The sequence below is a fragment of the Clostridium moutaii genome, from assembly GCF_041205085.1.
Taxonomy (GTDB): Bacteria; Bacillota; Clostridia; order Clostridiales; family Clostridiaceae; genus Clostridium_B; species Clostridium_B moutaii.
In genome coordinates, this window is sequence record NZ_JBGEWD010000002.1 from 84,644 (window position 1) to 104,381 (window position 19,738).

A 19,738-nucleotide genomic window follows, 5' to 3' on the forward strand; every position below is an offset into this window, starting at 1 on the left:
CATCTCTCCTTTAGTATTTATTAAACTTATATTTATCCTTACATGAACATAGTTTGTGCACAAATATAATAAAAAATACATAAAGAAAAGCTGTCAAAAATGACAGCCTCATAATTTTTATCCTACTTTTCTCAATCTCTTTTTCCAGTTTGGTATCAATATGTCTTCCACGATATCATTTATTACTACTATGCCGCACAATTTTTCTTCATCATCTACCACGGGCAGCGAAAGTAAATTATATTTTGAACAATCTTCTATAGCCTTGTTTATATTTTCATTATGATTTATACTCACTATATCATCCACCATAATCTCTTTTAATCTGGTTTCAGCACCGGATAATATCAGACTCTTTAAAGATACGGCACCTTGAAGCCTCCCTTTATCATCAACAATATATATATAATAAGATATCTCATCCTCTGGATTGATTTCCCTGAATAATTCAATAGTTTCATTAACTGTTATATTTATATTAAAGGAAATAAAATCTTTCTTCATTATACTTCCTACGGTTTCATCCTTGTAATCCATAAGAGTTTTTACCTCTTCAGCATCTCCCTTTGTCATGTTCAAAAGTATTTTTTGTGCTGTATCTTCATCAACCTCATCCAGAATATCCGCAATTTCATCCTTTGGCATATTAAACAATACTTCATCCCTTTTGGACTGACTTAAATTTTCCAGAATATTTGCCTGTATTTTTGGTTCTATTTCTTCTAAAGTATCTGCTGCCAAATCTTCATCTAAACTTTCAAATACTTTCTTTCTGTAATTTACATCCATATCCTCCAGTATATCTGCCAAATCTGCCGGATGAAGTTTTGATAACTTTTTATATGGCACAGAAAGTTTTAAATTATTATTCACCATTTCCAGGGATTCCACATTGTCCCAGATTATAAGACTATCTTCTGGCTTTTTATTGAGTATATTATAAAATTTTCTTATAATATGTTCCACACCAAGTCTTCTTCCTAAAGCTAAAATACCGGTATCAACAGCCACAACCCTGTATTCACCTGCCATTTTTGCAATTCTAAGATCATTGACTCTGACTAATTTCTTACCATTTATATCCACGATCTGTTTATCCAGGAGATGCTTTGACAAAAGATAAGAATAACTTTGAAGTATTATTCCCCTTATGCCCTCCCCTCTGATTATTATATTATTATTATCTTCATAAAAATTTATATTTTTACATTCACAATTGGATACTTCCATGCCATCTTTTATCTTATATCCTATAGTTCTAGGCATGCCATGATCAGTAGATACATATATATCTACAAGTTTTCCCACATATTCATCAAATTCATTATAAACCTTCTTATAAAGAACTTTGCTCAAGAAGAAACTAGTTAATTTTTTCATAAATATTCCTCCCTTGACCTACAGAGAAACATTTAAATCCAATTAAAAAGCTAATAAAATCAATTGATAATTATTACCCAAAAGTTCATTTAAATACTTCTCCGTATATGTCTATTAAATTTTGTACAAAGTTACACCGACCTCCATAAGGTCCGTTTTCCATTTAACCACACCACCTAAATTAAAAAATTTAAAAAAGAGCCCTCAAAGAGAGCTCTCCATATAAACTAAAACTTTTTAATCGTCCGAGTTTTAGCACTATATAGCTTTAGACTAAATTTTGTCCAGCTGCATTAGATAAAACCTTAATCCGGTAATATCTGTTGACCCATTGGCATCTCTCGATGTTTCCGGGCATCAGCATATGTCTATATAGGAGCCTCACCTAACATAACAAATATTAAATAACAGATATAAAATATTAACATTTACATTATAATTATATTACAAATTTGCCAAAATGCAATAAGTAAATACTAAATTTATCAATATTTATTTGCTATCTACTCATTAATGCATTTTTCCCTTATTTTGCTCATTCTAATTTGAAATATCATCTTTTCTTTCATTTATTTAAACTTAAGATAAATTTTTGGAATAAGTTTTTACTCCCTTATTTATTATATACTATACATTCATTTTAGTACACAAATCATTCTCTGTTCTTTCTTCTTTTTCTCTGTTCTTTAAACTGTGTTATACTATGAATAAAATTAAAATTAACAGAGAAAATCAGAATGGAGAATGTAAATTGCAATTAAATAAAAAATTTCTACCTATATGCAAAAAAGATATGAAGTTAAATAATATAGAGCAGTTGGATTTTGTACTTATAACTGGAGATGCCTACGTGGATCACCCTTCTTTCGGTACCGCCATAATATCCAGAATTTTAGAGAGGGAAGGCTTTACTGTTGGAATAATAGCTCAGCCAAATTGGAAAAGTGCAGATGACTTCAAAAAATTAGGCAAACCTAAACTGGCATTTCTCATTAACTCGGGAAATATGGACTCCATGGTGAATCATTATACTTCCTCAAGAAAAAGAAGACATGAAGATCTCTATTCTCCAGGCGGAAAACCAGGCTGCAGACCTGACAGAGCCCTAATAGTATACTGTAACAGAGCAAAGGAGGCCTATAAAGATGTTCCTATAATAATAGGCGGAATAGAGGCAAGTTTGAGAAGATTTGCCCATTATGACTACTGGAGCGATAAAATAAGGAAAAGCGTACTCTTGGATTCAAAATCCGACATACTGGTATACGGCATGGGTGAAAAATCCATAGTACAGATAGCAAACCTGTTAAAATACGGTATGGATGTCCATAAAATCATAGATGTGAGGGGTATTGTTTATCCTTCCAAAGATAAAAATCATTTAAGAGATTATATAGAAGTACCTTCATTCGAGGAAGTTTTAAAAGATAAAAACTCTTATGCTGAAAGCTACAAGCTGGAATATTGGGAACAGGATGCCATAAGTGGAAAAACATTAGTACAGAAACATGGAGATCACTATATAGTTCAAACTCCTCCCCAATACCCATTAACGGAAGAGGAAATGGATATTGTATATAATCTGCCTTATACAAGAACTTATCACCCTGTATATGAAAAGGAAGGTGGTATACCTGCAATAAATGAGATAAGTTTTTCCATTACCAGTCACAGGGGATGTTATGGCGGGTGTTCTTTTTGCGCATTGACTTTTCACCAGGGAAGAACTGTACAAAACAGAAGTGAAAAATCAATAATAAACGAAGCGGAACTTCTGACTACACTGGATAATTTTAAAGGATATATACACGATGTTGGAGGACCAACTGCAAACTTCAGACATAAAGCCTGCAAGATTCAGGAGAAAGTGGGAGTATGTAAAAATAGACAATGTTTATTTCCAAAACCCTGTAAAAACCTCATCATAGATCATAGTGAATACTTAAGCTTATTGAAAAAGATAAGAAAAATCCCTGGTATAAAAAAGGTATTTATACGTTCAGGAATACGATATGACTACCTGATAAATGATAAGAATATGGACTTTTTTACAGAACTATGCAAATATCACATAAGCGGTCAGCTGAAAGTGGCTCCTGAGCACATAAATGACAGAGTATTAGCACAGATGGGGAAGCCCCGAATGGAGGTATATAACAGATTTGTAAAAAAATTTTTTGAAATAAACAAGAAGCTGGGTAAAAAGCAGTATCTGGTACCTTACCTCATGTCCAGTCATCCTGGAAGTGATTTAAATGCGGCTATAGAACTGGCATTATATATAAAAGAAATGGGCTATACTCCGGAGCAGGTCCAGGATTTTTATCCTACACCAGGAAGCCTGTCTACAACTATGTATTATACAGGCATTAACCCTCTGACCGGAAAAAAAGTCTACGTTCCCAAAAAACAAAGGGAAAAAAACATGCAAAGGGCTCTTTTACAATTTACCCTTCCCCAAAACTACAATCTGGTAAAAGAAGCTCTAATTGCAGCTGGTCGTGAAGATTTAATAGGGAAAGGCCCTAATTGTCTGATTCCTAAAAATCCACCTAGAAGAAAACACTCCCGGTCAATGTCCTAATAAGTTTACAGCTACAATTAACAATCCGGAAGTGATTTCTTTTTAACTTTATTTAAAGCATAAATCAACACAGCAGTCCAACTCATATCGCCAAGTACAGTCTGCACTAAGATTCTCACTCCCAGGAGCCAGGATATATATTCCGCTGCAGTTATACATGCTGCCAATATCATCATGTATATTCCAAATTTATTTGGATTGTTTTTACCCATGAATCCCAATGCCAAAAATACTACAAGAGTATTAAATACTATGTATATCCAATATATATATGAGTCTTTGGGAAAATACATGGTATATCCCAATACAACCTGGTACTGCTGTACATTCTCCAGCACGACTCCGTAACCATGCATAATAAAGCCATAGTATCCGAATAGTATGGCAGATATTGCAAATATATAATAAAATTTTGTATTGTCTTTCCTCATGAAAATGTACATCACAGTGAGAGCCATTAGGGGAATTGCAATTAGGTTTAAGAAAAAAGGTATCTTAAGCATATACAAGTATTTAATATTATTGGATAAAAATAAAACAGAAATAGATATATATCTGAATATCATGGCTATTAAAATAAAAAAGGTCATGATCTTCACCTTCACCGGTAAAAATTTAATCCATATAAACCCTTCAATAATCATCATCAACATAACAGGTAATAGACAAATATAAATATAAAATACCATATACTCTCCTTCTTTTAACAGCACTATAATTTATATTTATTAATATTACCCAATTTATATTACTATTTTAAACAAAAATTATATATTCTGTTCAGCCTTTCAGTTCATATTTACTCCTAAAACCTCTATTCCACCTTTTATACATTCTATTAGGAGAGGAAAATCAGGTCCTCTTTCACCATCTATATCAGTTACTATATTTTCACTGCAATTCACTTCTATTTTATTTGACTTAAAATATATGAGACCTGCAGTGTTCTCCAGATGATCTCCCCTGAGCATTTTTATAAATAGTGTAATAGTATCCTTTATCATTCCCGCCTTTATTATTATGACATCTAAAAGCCCGTCATCTATTTTTGCTTTATAAGCAAGTTTCAAATTTCCAGCAGTCTGTCCGTTAAATACCATCATAAGATACATATCTCCATGGAAAAATGCAGTTTCAGATTTAACTTTTATCTTAAGCTTTCTCAGATTATGAAGCTGTTCCAAACCCTTAACATAATAAGCTAATTTTCCCATTGTATTTTTTAAATTTACATCTGTCTTTTGAGAAACATCTGTAAATAATCCCGTACTGGCCACATTTATAAAATACTTGTCATTTACTTTACCCAGATCCAGTTTTCTTGGTACACTATTTATTATCTGTTCACAAGCTTTTTCAACATTTTCAGGGATACCTATAAACTTTGCAAAATCATTGGCAGTGCCCGCAGGAAGAATAGCTATGGGTATATTTATATTTAATTTTCTCATATGGTTTACAGCAGTATCTATCGTTCCATCTCCTCCTGCCACCAATATATATTTATAAGTTTCATCTATTCCTTTAAAAGCCTCTTTCATATTAAACTCAAAACTAATTCTAAAAGGCACTATTTCATATCCATATTTTTGATGTACTTTGATCACCTTATCTATATCGGATATTATAGTATTTTCTCCGGAATATGGATTATAAATAAATTTTACTTTATTCATATTAAACTCTCCTATTATATAAACTTGACAAAATATGTATTATTAATCTATTCATACTAAACCAAAGATTCTAGATCTCTGCTTATGTCATCTGATATTATATCACCTGAAGCAATAAATCCACAAGATTACTTAGTAATTCTTGTGGATTTATTTATAAATTGTTAAATCCTAATTTTAAGATATACCCGGACGGGATATATTGCTTAAAGCATCCCCTGCTTGATCATTTGTCTTGGTATTGGTTGCCAGGTCACCCAAAGATACAATTCCAACAATAGATTCATTTTCTATTATAGGGATTCTTCTTATCTGTCTTTCACTCATTATTCTAGAAGCATCCCTCAAATCCATGTCAGGAGAACCTGTTACGGGATTTGAGGACATTATATCCCTTACTGTTTTGGAATTATAACTTTCACCCTTAACTCCTGACCTTATAGCTATATCTCTATCTGTTATAATTCCTATAATTTTATTTCCTTCACATACTGGAACAGCTCCTATATTATTTTGCTCCATAATCTCCGCTGCTCTTTCTATAGTGTCGTCAGCTCTCAAGCTAATTACAGATTTAGTCATTATATCCTTAACTTTCATTTATAAAACACCCCTTTAAATTTAGATTACACAATGTATTATGTCCTAAGTTAAGGATTATGTTGCTTATAAATTATTGGTATTTTTAGATTTCCTCTTATGTATATATATAGAACAAAAAGCTATAACACATAAAATCATTATGGGCAATATAAATTTAACAGAAAAAGGGTTTCCTAGATTTTTCCCCATTAATGAATAAGTCACCATTTCCGGTAAAGTTCCTATCAATGTACCCAGTATAAAATCACTGTACTTCATTTTTGTAAGCCCTGATGCATAACTTAAAGGATCATAGGGGAATACAAAAGACAATCTCATTATGGCCATAATTTTAAAGCCGTATTTCTCTATGTTTTTATCTAATGTTAAAGCCCTGCCCTTTAAAATTCTATCTACAAATGAACGTCCCAAAAACCTGGATAAAAAGAAAGCTATTGTAGCCGACCCGAAACATCCTATCATACTCAGTAAAATAGCTACATGAGAATTAAATATATTTCCCGCAATAATAGACATAAGCGATGCTGGAAATACAATAAGCAGTGGTCTTAAAGTATACATGATAATGAAGATAAGAGCCGAAAATTTTCCATAACTCTGTATGTAATTTCTAATATTATACATATTTATACCGCATAATTTATCTTTATAAATAAATACTAGTATTATAATAAACAAAATCAAAAGAGCAGATATTATATATTTACCAATATTTTTTTTATTTTTTTTCATAAACCTTCAACTATCCTTTTTATAAAAACTCTAGAGCTAAATTAAGCCTTGAGAACATATTTTTCAATAAAAAATTTATAAACTTTGCATAAAAAGCACTCTATTTACTTAACTATTTTCATAAAATGAGTTATAATTAGCTTATGTAATTATATACTTTTTACTCAATTTAGGCAATAAAATATTGTGTTATTTTAAGGAGTGATCTACTATGGCTAAAATAAAAATAGCTAAAAGTACTGTACCAAATGCATTCACGCTTGGCAACCTTAGTTTCGGTATAATGTCTCTAATGATGTCTTTTGAAGAAAATTATGTATGGGCCGGTTTATTTATACTGCTTGCATGTTTAGCTGATAGATATGATGGAAGAGTTGCTAGATTTCTAAATGTATCCAGCGATTTAGGAAAAGAATTGGATTCTCTTGCAGATTCAGTTTCCTTTGGAGTGGCACCTTCGGTTCTTGCATTTAATCTTTATAATTTTTCCAGTATGGGTTTACTAGGCTATATATTGGTATTGTTACTGCCAATATGTGGGGCATACAGACTGGCAAGATTTAACGTCACTGAATTTGACGGAGAATTCTTTGGAATTCCAATAACATTTGCAGGTATGTTCATGGCACTTTATTGTTTAATCACAATAAGACATCCTCTTCCTCAAGAAGCTACAATTTTACTTATTATAGTACTTTCCTACTTGATGGTATGCAAACATAGATTCAAGAAATTTTAATTTATAAAATTATGAAAGAGGAATAAGTATAGATAAACTTTTATACTTATTCCTCTTTTATATCGTTATCTATCTCATCCAGACTATTGAGGAATAATTCCTCATCTATTTCTGTTTCTATATATTCAAACTTCATCTTTTTCTTTACAATTTCAGTCCTCATTTTACAGTACTGAGCATATTCCACAGTGGACTTATCTATTGCATTTATGATCTTGTCAATTACATCACCCAGCTCGTCTGCCCTGTGCAGGGCATCTTTAACATCCTTTTTATGTGCCGCTGCAATGGAATTCAATTCTCCGGCTCCTCCTACCAGTAATCTATAACAGTTTGTCAATTTAGACAATAAATCTGTCAGGTTATTTATATCACAATAATAATCTTCAATTACCTTTCTATGGGACATATTTATCACCCTGACCAAAATTTATAGTATACTATATTATCTATATTAAAATTATATGAAATTATAACTTTACATAGTTTTTAGTCTTACCTTCATGGAAAACATCTCCTCAAATAAAAGAGACTTGTCATTTACCTTTAAAAATATCTTTCTAAAATTATTGCTTTTTATATAAATATTCAGGCAACTGTCCTCTAGACTTATATTTTCAACACAAGTGTTTAATTTATGGGTATGATCCAGTGCGTCGGATATTCTCAAAATAGCTATCAATTTCAACAGCTCTTTTTTTTCAACCATATCATACAGATCAATATCGCCATCCATCATTTTTCCATGACTTCCAGCAACTACAGAAAGAGATTGTTTTAACTTATATGGAACAATTTGAAAGTTTTTTTCTTGAAGTATTATATATTTAGTATGGCACTGATGCGATGACTTATTTATAAAACATCCTATATCATGTAAAATGGCACTACAACTTAAAAGATTTCTATGAGATCTCATTAGATGATGTTCTTCATTTAACACATCGTATATTCTTCCGGCAAAGCTCTTCACCTTGGCTTCATGACTTATAATATCCCTTACATTATACTTCTCTGCTATTTTAAAAATATCATTGATTTTCAAATAGTCATATATATTGAGCATAAAAAATCCTCTCACTTAATTTATACACTACAATATAATATGAGAAGATTTTTTTATATATGAAATTATTTTAATACTAACTCCCTGTTGAACATCCTATAAAAACAGTCTCTGCAATCATTCATAACACTTATTTCAAGTAAAGCTTCCTGTGTGGAAGCTATGGTTAAAATCACTTTTTCTTTTTCAACCTTAATATTTATGCTGCTCACATTACCATCATAAGCCCTGTCAAGTGATTCTGCCATATAAAGTATTAAAGATAATCTTTTAATTGTTCCAATATCCTGACAACTTATAATTCTGCCGAAGTAATCTGATTTTCTGATTTTATTTTCTTCAAAACCTGAGACTACAAAAGCGGCCATTATCTGTTCCCGATGAGTAAGTCCATATACCTTTAAACTCCTTACAATATAAAAAGAATATTTTTCATGACTTCCAAGGCCCAGTAAAGTACCGCAATCATTTAACATAACTGAGGACTTTAATATCTTATAATCTTCTTTTCTCATAGAGAACATTTCAGAAAAACTTGTGTACAATTCACTTGCAAAATTCCATACTAATTTCAAATGTTTTTTGTTCAGATTATAATTATTAACTATGTTATTTAAAGAAAAGTCAAGTATATTTTCAATAAGCGGAGGATACTTTCGTATCAGCTTTCCATACAGCAGTCCCTGTTTAAGTCCACTTTCGCTGATACAGAGCTTTTTGATATTACAATATTCTATTACTGAGGCTATACAGCATATTGCACCCAGAAATATATCAGCTCTATCCTTGGATATTCCTCTTACCTTTTTATGCAGAGAAATCTCCTTGTTTTTCAAAAAATTATAAATATCAATAGCATCTTCAGAGGGAACTATATAATTATGTGGATTATTAAAAGGATAATTGACTTTATTTCTATGTATTTTACCAATAGTCCTGTAACTTCCTCCAATACCTATAATGGGCATGCCATCTGCTTCTTTAAGCCAGTCTATCTTGTTAAAATTTGATACCAGAAAGTTCTCTAATTCTTTTATTTTTTTCTGGTTGTTTCCCTTAATGGATAAAAACTTATCGGTGAGAGTAATTGCACCCATGGGAATGCTTATACATTCCTCCATTTTTCTATCCTTAACCAATATGAGTTCAGTACTGCTTCCACCTATATCCATTAGAAGCGCAGATTTAATATCAATACTATTCACTACTGCCAGATAATCAAAATACGCCTCTTCAGCCCCTGAAAGCACTCTTATGTCTATTCCTATTTCCTCTTTCACCCTGTGTATAAATTCTTTTTGATTGGAGGCCTTTCGCACGGCTTCTGTGGCAACTGCCACTATTTCACTTACATTATTGGAATCACATAACCTTTTAAAACGGGATAATGCAGCAATTGCCAGCTTGATTTTTTCTTCACCTATGGCACCTTGCGCTGTCATGTCTCTCCCAAGCCTAGCTATGAATTTTAATTCATCTACAAATTGATAATTTCTGTCATTCATAACTTTTACAATCAACGCTCTCATAGAGTTAGATCCAATGTCTATAATGGCCAATTTTTTCATAAAATATCTCCTTACAAAATTATCTATTATCTCGACATATTTATATACTATATAAATTTCAGAAATATTTCAACAAATTTTTCAAAGTAATCTTAATTTTATGTTATTTATATGTTAATATACTGTTAAATCTGCAGTATTGACCCCATGCAATAAAGTATACTCTAATTGTTCATACTATATTTAAAACTTATATTGAGGTGATGCATATGAAAAACCCTAAATTTCCACAGACCACAGCAGCCATAGATGTAGGATCCAACTATTTGAGAATGAGTATTGCCAATATAAATAACAATGGCCATATAAATGTACTGGAAGATTTAATAAAACCTACCCACATAGGAAGAGATACCTTTTCAATCGGAAGAATATCTGTGGAGACTATACATCAAACCTGTGAAGATATCAAAGGATTCACACTGGTAATAAAGGATTATAAAATAAAAAACTACAAAGCCGTATGTACCAGCGGAATCAGGGAGGCTCAAAACAAGCAGTATATTTTAGAACAGATAAAACTTAGAACGGGAATAGATGTAGAGGATATAAATGTATCTCAGGAACGTTTTTATATAATGAAGGCATTAAAATACCATATATCTGAATCTGATTTTTTTAACGGCAAAACCACACTGGTAATAAATATAACAACAGGTTCAGTAGAAGCATCCATATTTGAGAATAATAAATTAAAATTTACAGAACATATTAAAATAGGATCCCTCAGATTAAAAGAAACACTAGGTGAACTGGAAAATAAGGCCTTGGATTTCTCCGATCTAATGGAAGAATATGTTGAAAGTAAACTATATTGGATAAAATACAATATTAAAAACTTAAAAATACAAAACCTCATTATCATAGGAGGTGAAATTCATACAATTATCAGTTTAATAAACAATAAAAGCAGCAACATTAAAGTAAAAAACTTAATATCGGGAAAAGATTTCAAGTTACTTTATAATGAAATCAAAAATATGACCGAAAACCAAATCAATCTTAAATATAATAGAGGTATTAAAAAAATAGAACTTCTACTTCCCACAATGCTTATATTCAACTGCTTTTTGAAAATTGCAGATACTCAAAATATATATAACCCGGATATAACCTTAAGGCTTGGCATACTGCATGATCTCACAGATAAAATTTTTGATCTTCCACGTAAATCCCAACTGACAGATGACATTTTAAGTTCTATAGATCATATTGTAAATAAATACAAAATTGACAAACCGCATTCTCACTATGTAGAAAAAATTGCTCTTTCAATATTTGATCAGACATTAAAGATTCATAAGTTGGGAGAGGAGGAAAGATTATATTTGCAAATATCCAGCAGACTCCATGATATAGGGCAATTTATAGACACAGTAACACCGGAAATTCAATCCTACAATATAATAATGAGCCAGGACATCATGGGGTTTTCTCACAGAGAGCTGAATATAATAGCCAGTATAGCTAAATACCACTGGAACATAATACCTCAGGAAGCTGATCCCAACTATTTTGCTTTAAACTCAAAGGATAAAATGATTACATCTATGCTTTCTGCTATTTTAAAAATATCAGAGGCCCTGGACATATCACATCTTCAAAAAATAACAGATATAAAGCTTACCAAAAACAACAATATGTTATTTTTCAATGTTACATCAAGAGAAGATATAAGCATAGAGGAATGGGCTTTTAACAACAAAATTAATTTTTTTGAAGAAGTTTTTGGTATAAGACCAATAATTTAGTGAGGTGCGATTAATGAGTAAATTCAACAAAAGCAAAAATTTTATAAATAGGGAATTAAGCTGGATAGAGTTTAATAAAAGAGTACTTGAAGAATGTAAGAATACAGATCACCCCATATTTGAACGTCTCAGGTTCCTTTCCATCACATCCTCAAATTTGGATGAATTTTTTATGGTAAGGGTGGGCTCTCTAATAGACCAGATGAAGGCAGGTTTTCATAAACCGGATCCTTCAGGATTGACTCCGGAAGAACAGCTAAGCAGCATATACACAAATGTTACAAAATTAGTTGCCAAACAGTGCAGCTATTATAATCGTTCTTTAAAAATAGCCCTGGGCAAAGAAGATATACGCTTTTTAAAGATGAATGATCTAAATGAAACTCAGCTTAAATTTGTGCAAAACTATTACCGTAAAAATGTATTTCCTGTTTTAACCCCTATGCTTTTGGACAGCAGCAGCGCCTTTCCCCTGCTTTTAAACAAAAGTCTGAATATAGGGCTTATATTAAAACAAAACAATGAAAAGTTTTTTGCTACTGTCCAGGTACCCTCCGTACTGCCAAGAATAATAAGAGTTCCAAGTGAAAGCGGCCTCCATATAATATTGCTGGAAGATATTATAAAATTGAATTTAAAAACTCTTTTTGGCACTAAAGATATATTATCCTATGGGTGTTATAGAATAACCAGAAATGCGGATTTAACTTTGGATGAAGAAGGTGCTGAAGATCTTCTTGAAGCTATAGAAGAATCTCTAAAGCAGCGTAAATGGGCAGCTGCTATAAGGCTGGAACTTGAAAAGGGAATAGATAAGGATATAGTCAGAACCCTCGAAAAGGAACTTGAAGTTTCCAAGAATCAAGAATATATTTTAAATGTACCTATAGATTTAACCTTCTTGAATAAACTAATATCAATAAAAGAATATAGCTACCTGTGTTATGACACCATAAAACCTCTAAATCCTCTGAGAGATGTTGAGGATGAAGATATGTTCTCAGTGATATCCAAAAAGGACATACTTTTAAGCCATCCTTATGAGTCATTTGATCCTGTTATAAATCTCGTAAGACAATCTGCTGAAGATCCCTCAGTACTTGCAATAAAACAGGTGCTCTATAGAGTAAGCGGAAATTCTCCTATTGTAAAATCCCTTATAAAGGCAGCGGAAAACGGCAAACAGGTAACAGTACTTGTAGAATTGAAGGCAAGATTTGATGAGGAAAACAACATATTGTGGGCAAAACAGCTTGAAAAATCAGGCTGTCATGTTATTTACGGCTTAGTGGGGCTTAAGACACACTGCAAACTGCTTTTGATTGTCAGGGAAGAAAAAGATGGAATAAAGAGATATGTTCATATGGGTACCGGCAATTATAATGATGTGACGGCCAAAATATACACTGACTTAGGCCTTTTCACTTCAAACCCCTATTTTGGTGAAGATGCATCTGTCATATTCAATATGCTTTCAGGCCGTTCCATTCCCAAGGAACTTAAAAAAACCTGCATAGCCCCTCTTAATTTGAGGGAAAGATTTTTGTACCTAATAGAACGGGAAGAAAATAATGCTTTAAACGAAAAGCCTGCCAGAATAATTGCCAAAATGAATTCATTGGTGGATAAACATATAATTGAAGCATTATATAAGGCATCCAGCACAGGAGTCAAAATCCATTTGATAGTAAGAGGAATATGCTGTCTGAGACCCGGCATAAAAGGTGTAAGTGAAAATATAACTGTGATAAGCATTGTAGGCAGATTTTTAGAGCACAGCAGAATATTTTATTTTTATAATGATGGAGAAGAGGACCTGTATTTGTCAAGTGCGGACTGGATGACCAGAAATTTGGATAGAAGGGTGGAACTCCTGTTTCCCATAGAAGAAATTGATATAAAGAACAAATTGAAAGAAATATTGGATATGCAGTTAAAAGACACAATTAAAGCCAGAGCTCTAAATAATAACGGTTCATATTCCAATATAGATAAACGTGGTAAAAAACAGTCTTTAGACAGTCAGAAGCTATTTTATGAATCAACTTTAGCTGCTGCTGAAAATTCTTCAAACAAAATAGAATCTCTCAAAAAAAAGTGGCGTGAGGAAGGCTTTGAGGTTAGGCAAACTGAATAGGCAAAAAAGTCATCATCCCGGGGTGCTGACTTTTTTGTAAGCACCTCGGGATGATGACTTATATAGCCATATTATTCTTATCTTTATATTGGCTTTTCCTTTCTTTTGGGGAGCTATTATAAGCATCATCAAGTTGTAGTTTAATATTTAAGATAATATCCGGTTGTTTTCTGCATTTCCATAAAAACCTGATAAAACCACTGGCCAATAATACAATAAAAATATAAACAAGTAAATTATTAGGATATGGTGGAATTGGATAAACACTACCTATAAACGGTATAAGCACACTAATACCTCCGATTACTGATATAATTATATTAGTTGGCCTTAACTTCTTTTTATGATACAAAAATATTGGAGCTGCTATATCAATTAATAGATAAGTGGTTAAAAACCCCAAAGAACTTATACTGCCAACTAATCCCCAAATTCCCGACAACCCAACTTTTGATAAAGTTAAAATTGTAGGTAATACAAATGTTATGATAGATACGACACCTATTGCCACATGAGGTGTTCTATTTTTTTTATGTGTATTTGATATATTCTCATTTAAAATACCGTTTTTAGACATTTCATATAATCCTCTAGCACCAGCATTTATACTGGCTAATACCACTGCAAGAGAACTGACAACGGCACCTATTGTCAATAATACCGCTAATGCAGATACTCCAAAATGAGTCGCCACTTCTGTCACAGGAGCCTGACTTGTGGTATATTTATCATTTAAAAACCTAAATGCCGATATATACACATAGGAATTAACAATATAATAAAGTCCTGCAATAAAAGCACTTAATGTCACCGCTTTAGGAATATTTTTTAAAGGGTTCTTTGCTTCATCTCCAAGCATAGTTGCACTTTCAAAACCTACCATACACATAAATGCCAGAATTGTACCCTGCATAACTCCTGAACCAGAAAATGCTTTTACATTTAATTGTGCTGTATCCACATTTGAACCTAGTTTAAAAACTACAATAAAAGCAAGTATAACCCCTATTATCAATGAAGCAATCTCAATATAAAGCATAACCTTAGATGATAGAGAAATATCCTTCCATGCTAAAAACCAAGCTGCAAATGAAACTATACCGATAATCAATACCGATGGAATATAAATACCAATTGGATTTATAATTACATTTAAATAGCTGGCAAATAAAGGTGCAACTGAAGCAGCACAAGCAATATATGCAATAACAAGTGCCCATGCACCAATTATACCGAATCTCGGTCCTATACCCCTTATAATATATCCATATAATGACCCTGTTCCTGAATATTCTCTTGCAAAGGAGTTGATATTTTTACCTATAAAAATCACTCCTACAACAGCAATAGCAAAAGATAGCCATGTTCCATTTCCAGCACTAGCTGCTACCATGGGAATTGCTACTAAAGGCCCACCTGACGGTCCAATAGTTGCGATAGATTGTGCAAATAAATCTTTAAATTCCAAGCATTTCAATTTTAGTCCTGAATTATTATCATATGCCATATTATCTTCCTCCATATTATAAATTATTTTTTATAAAAAATAGCTTTAAGCAAATTAAATGTTTTGCTTAAAGCCTCCGGTTTTCCAGTGAGCATTCTGAATCTATTTTATATGTGACTGCACAACCAATTATACAGATCTCTCATCACTTCATTTCTATTCACTTCCCTCAACATCTCATGCCTTCCATTTTTATATATTTTATATGTTATATCCTTGATTCCAAATTTTTTATATGTTTGGAATAATGTTTTTATGCTTTCTCCGTAGTTCCCAAAAGGATCATCATTTCCCGATATAGAAAGTATAGATAGATCTTCAGGTATTTTTTTAATAAATTCTTCTCTATGCAAATTTTTTAAAGCATCAATGAAATCTTCATAATATCCAACTTTATAATCTATCGCTGCATAAGGAGAGCTTAATGTATCTTCAAGCATGGTGAAATCACTGGTCAGCCAATCGTAATCTGTCTTTGCAGGTTGAAATTTATCATTATAGTGTCTAAAAAAATAATCTGCAGTTTTTACACTTTTACCCTTCCTTCCAACTTCAGCAACTTCTTCTTCCACTACTTCGATCAATTTTTCTATTTTTCTTCCATCAATTGGCCCGGTAGTTCCAGAATATATAATTCCATTTACTTTACTTCCATATTTATATGCATATATCTGAGCCAGCACAGAACCTAGACTATGCCCTAAAAGGAAATTTGGTAACCCTGGATTTTCAATTTTTATAATATCCGTTAATAATCTAATATCTTCTACCATCCACGATATTCCATCTTCACCCATATACCCTGCACTTTCTTCATAAGATGGTGCATTTATGTTCCCCGCTGTCCTTCCATGACCACGGGCTTCATTAATGTATACGGCAAAACCCAATTTAACCATATTCACACTGAATTCCCTATAATAATCAGCAGTTTCACCCATTCCATGTGCTACCTGTATAATTCCCTTTATTCTAGATTCATCACATGGCAACCATTTTTTAGTAAAAAGTTTTACATTCTGCTGATCTCTGTAAAAAAACGTTTCAGATTTATATTCTATACTGTTACACATAATATATATACCTCCAGAGAATGTATTTTTCTAATCTGCATATATCAGATTTTATCTAGAGCTTGTTCAAAATCTGCTATTATATCTTCAATATCCTCAATTCCTACAGATACTCTAATCAATTCAGGTGTTACACCTGCAGATCTCTGCTGCTCTTCATTAAGTGCAATATGTGTTGTACTTGCAGGATGAATCACATATGTTCTCACATCTCCCAGATTAACAACTATAGAAGCCACTTTTAAACTCTCCCCTACTTTTTTTGCCGCTTCAATACCTCCTTTTACGCCAAAAGTCAAAATTCCACTAGCACCTCCTCTTAAATATTTTTTAGCTCTACCATACTCTTTATCTGATTCCAGATAGGGATACCTTACCCACTCAACTTTAGGATGTCTTGAGAGGTATTTAGCCAAACTTAATGCATTTGAGCAGTGTCTTTCCATTCTTAAATGCAGAGTTTCCAATCCTAAAATCGTTAAGAATGCATTCAATGGTGCTTGTGCTGCACCAAATTCTTCAACTAGATTTACTCTTAGCTTACCAGAAAATGCTTTTTCTCTAAATTCATCTACAAATATTAAATCAGTTGGCCCTGTTGGAGTTGTATAATCCGGAAACTTTCCATTTGCCCAATTGAAATTACCACCATCAATGATTATTCCGCCTAAAGCTACTGCATGTCCATCTGAATATTTAGTTGTTGAATGTACTATAATGTTGGCACCATATTCAAATGGATTGATTAAATAGGGAGTAGCAATAGTATTATCTACAACAAATGGTATGTCCAGTTTTTTTGCCACTGATGAAAACTTATCAAAATCAAGAACATTAAGCCCTGGATTTCCTATTGTTTCTCCATATATAAGCTTAGTATTTTCTTTAGCAAGAGATAGTATTTCTTCCTCAGAGGCTTCCGGATCAACAAAAGATACTTTGATACCTAACTTGGGCAAAATTGCATTAAAAAGATTATAAGTTCCCCCATATAATTTGGAACTTGCAATAATGTTATCACCGGCACTAGCTATGTTTATTATGGAATAGACCACAGCAGACTGCCCTGAAGATGTTGCTACTGCTTCAATTCCGCCCTGCAATTCCACATATTTTTTTTCTAGATCAGTAACTGTAGGATTTCCTATCCTTGTATATAAATATCCCGGAGTTTTTGCTGCTGCAACATTTCCGACTTCATCAAATGTGTCATACCTATAAGACGTGCTCTGTACTATAGGAACTACTCTTGATTCTCCTGATTTAGGGAAATATCCAGATTGTACAGCTTTTGTTCCTATTCTAAATTCTTTACTCATAAAATCATCCTCCAATTTAAATATTATTTATAATTTTTTATACTTTTCAATAATTCTGCCACTTCAATTTCCAGCTCATAAACCAAATTTTATCTCTTTAATCTCAACTTCGGACAACCTTACATTAATACCCGGAAATACCCGGAATTATTTTCTCATTCCAAAAAATTTTTTAAAAAAAGACCATGCAGCATTCAATAAATGAACCTGCATAGTCTCTAGTATATCTGGTCAACTAAGTACATCATTTTAAAATTATATCTAAAATCACAAAAAACCTCCTATAGTAAACCTATAAGAAGCTCAATTCCATTTCTCATCTCTCAGGTTTAACCTGCTGGAATTAGCACCGTTAAATACAATATAATAAATCGTATTTAGGTTGCTGGACGTCATGGGGCCAGTCCCTCGGTCACTCTTGATAAGAATCCACTATTAAATTAAATACACAATTAAAATCTGACCTCTAGCTTTTCTAGCTAAACAGTCTTTGTATAACTTGTATATACTATACAAGCTTTTATCTTTTTTGTCAATAATAATTAAAATAAAATTAATTGACAAAGTCAACTAATTTTATATATACTTATATCATAAAGAAAGCTTAAAAACTTAAATGCTTTAATATATTTTTGTGCCTTGAGCATAGTGAAGGAAATGATAGATTTTATGGAAGAAAAAAATTGCCTTATAGTTTCTGAAGTGAGAAGTTTCAGCCGTTTTTATACAAAAATTTTAGGACTTTTAAATCAGGATATACTGGACAGCCCCTATTCATTGATAGAAGCTCGTATACTTTTTGAAATTGGTGAAATCCCGAACTGCACTTCTAATATTCTGGTTGGTAAATTAAATATGGATCCTGGATATATAAGCAGAATTTTAGGTCGCTTTAATTCCGACGGCCTGATTACCAAGGAGAAATCTTCTAAGGATGGACGATATACTTTTATTTCTCTTACATCAAGAGGTAAAGAAATTTTATTGAGTCTTTCTCAAAAATCAAATAATCAAATCATAGCATTAACAAACCCTTTAACACAAAGTGAAAGAGAAAAGTTGGTTGAATCAATGAAATATATTAAAAATTTGTTATCACCATCATCTATAGACAGATCTCTTAAAATCAGAACATATAAACTAAAAGATATTAATTATATAATTGAAAAACATAAAAAATTATATAAAGATGAATTTGGATTTTCCCATGAATTTGCAGATTATGTAGAAAAATATTTGATTCAATTTCATAAATCCCATGATGAAGATAAAGAAAACATATGGATTGCAGAAATAAATGGTAAACCATCAGGAGTCATAGCCATAGCCAAAGCTGATGATTCCACGGCTCAGCTAAGATGGTTTCTTATTGAACCTGAAGCACGATACAGAAGACTGGGGCATACTCTTTTACAAACAGCTCTTGATTTCAGCAGGAAAAAGAATTACAATCACATCTTTTTATGGACTGCTGATGTACTAAAAGCAGCACGACATCTCTATAAAAGTTATGGATTTAATTTAACTGAATCAAAAAATAATACTACCTGGACAGATCACCTGGTTAAAGAAGAACGCTGGGATTTATATTTTTAGCTTTACA

At 32.2% G+C, this 19,738-nt stretch carries 16 protein-coding genes and 2 riboswitches; of the genes, 5 read left to right on the forward strand and 11 right to left on the reverse strand.

Going from position 1 to position 19,738, the window contains the following annotated elements:
- Nucleotides 1-117: 117 nt before the first annotated feature.
- Nucleotides 118-1,380 (reverse strand): magnesium transporter, encoded by a 1,263-nt coding sequence (locus tag AB8U03_RS03110; RefSeq protein WP_369703088.1) that lies wholly within the window; start codon nt 1,378-1,380, stop codon nt 118-120.
- 229 nt (nt 1,381-1,609) lie between these two features.
- A riboswitch (M-box (ykoK) riboswitch) is annotated at nt 1,610-1,780 on the reverse strand.
- 351 nt (nt 1,781-2,131) lie between these two features.
- On the opposite strand from AB8U03_RS03110, the gene AB8U03_RS03115 reads away from it, so the two are divergent.
- Complete coding sequence (locus tag AB8U03_RS03115) at nt 2,132-3,964, forward strand: YgiQ family radical SAM protein (RefSeq protein ID WP_369703089.1); 1,833 nt, start codon at nt 2,132-2,134, stop codon at nt 3,962-3,964.
- Between the two features lie 17 nt (nt 3,965-3,981).
- Here the strand turns inward: AB8U03_RS03115 and AB8U03_RS03120 are convergent, their stop codons facing one another.
- The 4 genes from AB8U03_RS03120 to AB8U03_RS03135 all read right to left on the reverse strand — a co-directional run bounded on the left by AB8U03_RS03120 (nt 3,982) and on the right by AB8U03_RS03135 (nt 6,975).
- Nucleotides 3,982-4,653, reverse strand: coding sequence for a hypothetical protein (locus AB8U03_RS03120; RefSeq protein WP_369703090.1), 672 nt, complete (start codon nt 4,651-4,653; stop codon nt 3,982-3,984).
- Nucleotides 4,654-4,752: 99 nt separating this feature from the next.
- Nucleotides 4,753-5,640 (reverse strand): YegS/Rv2252/BmrU family lipid kinase, encoded by an 888-nt coding sequence (locus AB8U03_RS03125; protein WP_369703091.1) that lies wholly within the window; start codon nt 5,638-5,640, stop codon nt 4,753-4,755.
- Between the two features lie 177 nt (nt 5,641-5,817).
- Nucleotides 5,818-6,240 (reverse strand): CBS domain-containing protein, encoded by a 423-nt coding sequence (locus tag AB8U03_RS03130; protein WP_369703092.1) that lies wholly within the window; start codon nt 6,238-6,240, stop codon nt 5,818-5,820.
- Between the two features lie 66 nt (nt 6,241-6,306).
- Complete coding sequence (locus AB8U03_RS03135; RefSeq protein ID WP_369703093.1) at nt 6,307-6,975, reverse strand: TVP38/TMEM64 family protein; 669 nt, start codon at nt 6,973-6,975, stop codon at nt 6,307-6,309.
- Nucleotides 6,976-7,186: 211 nt separating this feature from the next.
- Between AB8U03_RS03135 and pssA the strand changes: the two genes are divergently transcribed.
- Nucleotides 7,187-7,714: a CDP-diacylglycerol--serine O-phosphatidyltransferase gene (gene pssA, locus AB8U03_RS03140; RefSeq protein ID WP_369703094.1), complete on the forward strand. Its 528-nt coding sequence runs from the start codon at nt 7,187-7,189 to the stop codon at nt 7,712-7,714.
- 46 nt (nt 7,715-7,760) lie between these two features.
- Here the strand turns inward: pssA and AB8U03_RS03145 are convergent, their stop codons facing one another.
- From AB8U03_RS03145 to ppx, 3 genes are all read right to left on the reverse strand, one after another.
- Entirely contained in the window at nt 7,761-8,123 is a 363-nt protein-coding gene (locus AB8U03_RS03145) for a hypothetical protein (RefSeq protein ID WP_369703095.1), read from the reverse strand.
- A 69-nt stretch (nt 8,124-8,192) separates the two neighbouring features.
- Complete coding sequence (locus tag AB8U03_RS03150) at nt 8,193-8,780, reverse strand: hypothetical protein (protein ID WP_369703096.1); 588 nt, start codon at nt 8,778-8,780, stop codon at nt 8,193-8,195.
- A gap of 65 nt (nt 8,781-8,845) precedes the next feature.
- On the reverse strand, nt 8,846-10,348 hold the full coding sequence (gene ppx, locus AB8U03_RS03155) for an exopolyphosphatase (RefSeq protein ID WP_369703097.1): 1,503 nt from the start codon (nt 10,346-10,348) through the stop codon (nt 8,846-8,848).
- Nucleotides 10,349-10,557: 209 nt separating this feature from the next.
- On the opposite strand from ppx, the gene AB8U03_RS03160 reads away from it, so the two are divergent.
- On the forward strand, nt 10,558-12,099 hold the full coding sequence (locus AB8U03_RS03160; protein WP_369703098.1) for a Ppx/GppA phosphatase family protein: 1,542 nt from the start codon (nt 10,558-10,560) through the stop codon (nt 12,097-12,099).
- Between the two features lie 13 nt (nt 12,100-12,112).
- Nucleotides 12,113-14,236: an RNA degradosome polyphosphate kinase gene (locus AB8U03_RS03165; protein WP_369703099.1), complete on the forward strand. Its 2,124-nt coding sequence runs from the start codon at nt 12,113-12,115 to the stop codon at nt 14,234-14,236.
- 58 nt (nt 14,237-14,294) lie between these two features.
- Here the strand turns inward: AB8U03_RS03165 and AB8U03_RS03170 are convergent, their stop codons facing one another.
- The 3 genes from AB8U03_RS03170 to AB8U03_RS03180 form a co-directional block, all read right to left on the reverse strand.
- The gene (locus AB8U03_RS03170) at nt 14,295-15,743 is read right to left on the reverse strand and encodes an APC family permease (RefSeq protein WP_369703100.1); all 1,449 of its coding nucleotides are present in this window, start codon (nt 15,741-15,743) and stop codon (nt 14,295-14,297) included.
- 107 nt (nt 15,744-15,850) lie between these two features.
- Nucleotides 15,851-16,816: an alpha/beta fold hydrolase gene (locus AB8U03_RS03175; protein WP_369703101.1), complete on the reverse strand. Its 966-nt coding sequence runs from the start codon at nt 16,814-16,816 to the stop codon at nt 15,851-15,853.
- Between the two features lie 44 nt (nt 16,817-16,860).
- The gene (locus AB8U03_RS03180) at nt 16,861-18,135 is read right to left on the reverse strand and encodes an O-acetylhomoserine aminocarboxypropyltransferase/cysteine synthase family protein (protein WP_369703102.1); all 1,275 of its coding nucleotides are present in this window, start codon (nt 18,133-18,135) and stop codon (nt 16,861-16,863) included.
- A gap of 313 nt (nt 18,136-18,448) precedes the next feature.
- Nucleotides 18,449-18,563: riboswitch (SAM riboswitch) on the reverse strand.
- A gap of 241 nt (nt 18,564-18,804) precedes the next feature.
- Here AB8U03_RS03180 and AB8U03_RS03185 point away from each other — a divergent pair.
- Nucleotides 18,805-19,731, forward strand: coding sequence for a bifunctional helix-turn-helix transcriptional regulator/GNAT family N-acetyltransferase (locus AB8U03_RS03185; protein WP_369703103.1), 927 nt, complete (start codon nt 18,805-18,807; stop codon nt 19,729-19,731).
- Nucleotides 19,732-19,738: the final 7 nt, after the last annotated feature.

What these genes read in the sequence shown, in the direction of transcription:
- AB8U03_RS03150 (WP_369703096.1), bottom strand. Translation starts at nt 8,780, where the DNA reads ATGCTCAATATATATGACTATTTGAAAATCAATGATATTTTTAAAATA.
- AB8U03_RS03110 (WP_369703088.1), bottom strand. Translation starts at nt 1,380, where the DNA reads ATGAAAAAATTAACTAGTTTCTTCTTGAGCAAAGTTCTTTATAAGAAG.
- pssA (WP_369703094.1), top strand. Translation starts at nt 7,187, where the DNA reads ATGGCTAAAATAAAAATAGCTAAAAGTACTGTACCAAATGCATTCACG.
- AB8U03_RS03165 (WP_369703099.1), top strand. Translation starts at nt 12,113, where the DNA reads ATGAGTAAATTCAACAAAAGCAAAAATTTTATAAATAGGGAATTAAGC.
- AB8U03_RS03185 (WP_369703103.1), top strand. Translation starts at nt 18,805, where the DNA reads ATGGAAGAAAAAAATTGCCTTATAGTTTCTGAAGTGAGAAGTTTCAGC.
- ppx (WP_369703097.1), bottom strand. Translation starts at nt 10,348, where the DNA reads ATGAAAAAATTGGCCATTATAGACATTGGATCTAACTCTATGAGAGCG.
- AB8U03_RS03175 (WP_369703101.1), bottom strand. Translation starts at nt 16,816, where the DNA reads ATGTGTAACAGTATAGAATATAAATCTGAAACGTTTTTTTACAGAGAT.
- AB8U03_RS03160 (WP_369703098.1), top strand. Translation starts at nt 10,558, where the DNA reads ATGAAAAACCCTAAATTTCCACAGACCACAGCAGCCATAGATGTAGGA.
- AB8U03_RS03170 (WP_369703100.1), bottom strand. Translation starts at nt 15,743, where the DNA reads ATGGCATATGATAATAATTCAGGACTAAAATTGAAATGCTTGGAATTT.
- AB8U03_RS03180 (WP_369703102.1), bottom strand. Translation starts at nt 18,135, where the DNA reads ATGAGTAAAGAATTTAGAATAGGAACAAAAGCTGTACAATCTGGATAT.
- AB8U03_RS03125 (WP_369703091.1), bottom strand. Translation starts at nt 5,640, where the DNA reads ATGAATAAAGTAAAATTTATTTATAATCCATATTCCGGAGAAAATACT.
- AB8U03_RS03135 (WP_369703093.1), bottom strand. Translation starts at nt 6,975, where the DNA reads ATGAAAAAAAATAAAAAAAATATTGGTAAATATATAATATCTGCTCTT.
- AB8U03_RS03145 (WP_369703095.1), bottom strand. Translation starts at nt 8,123, where the DNA reads ATGTCCCATAGAAAGGTAATTGAAGATTATTATTGTGATATAAATAAC.
- AB8U03_RS03120 (WP_369703090.1), bottom strand. Translation starts at nt 4,653, where the DNA reads ATGGTATTTTATATTTATATTTGTCTATTACCTGTTATGTTGATGATG.
- AB8U03_RS03130 (WP_369703092.1), bottom strand. Translation starts at nt 6,240, where the DNA reads ATGAAAGTTAAGGATATAATGACTAAATCTGTAATTAGCTTGAGAGCT.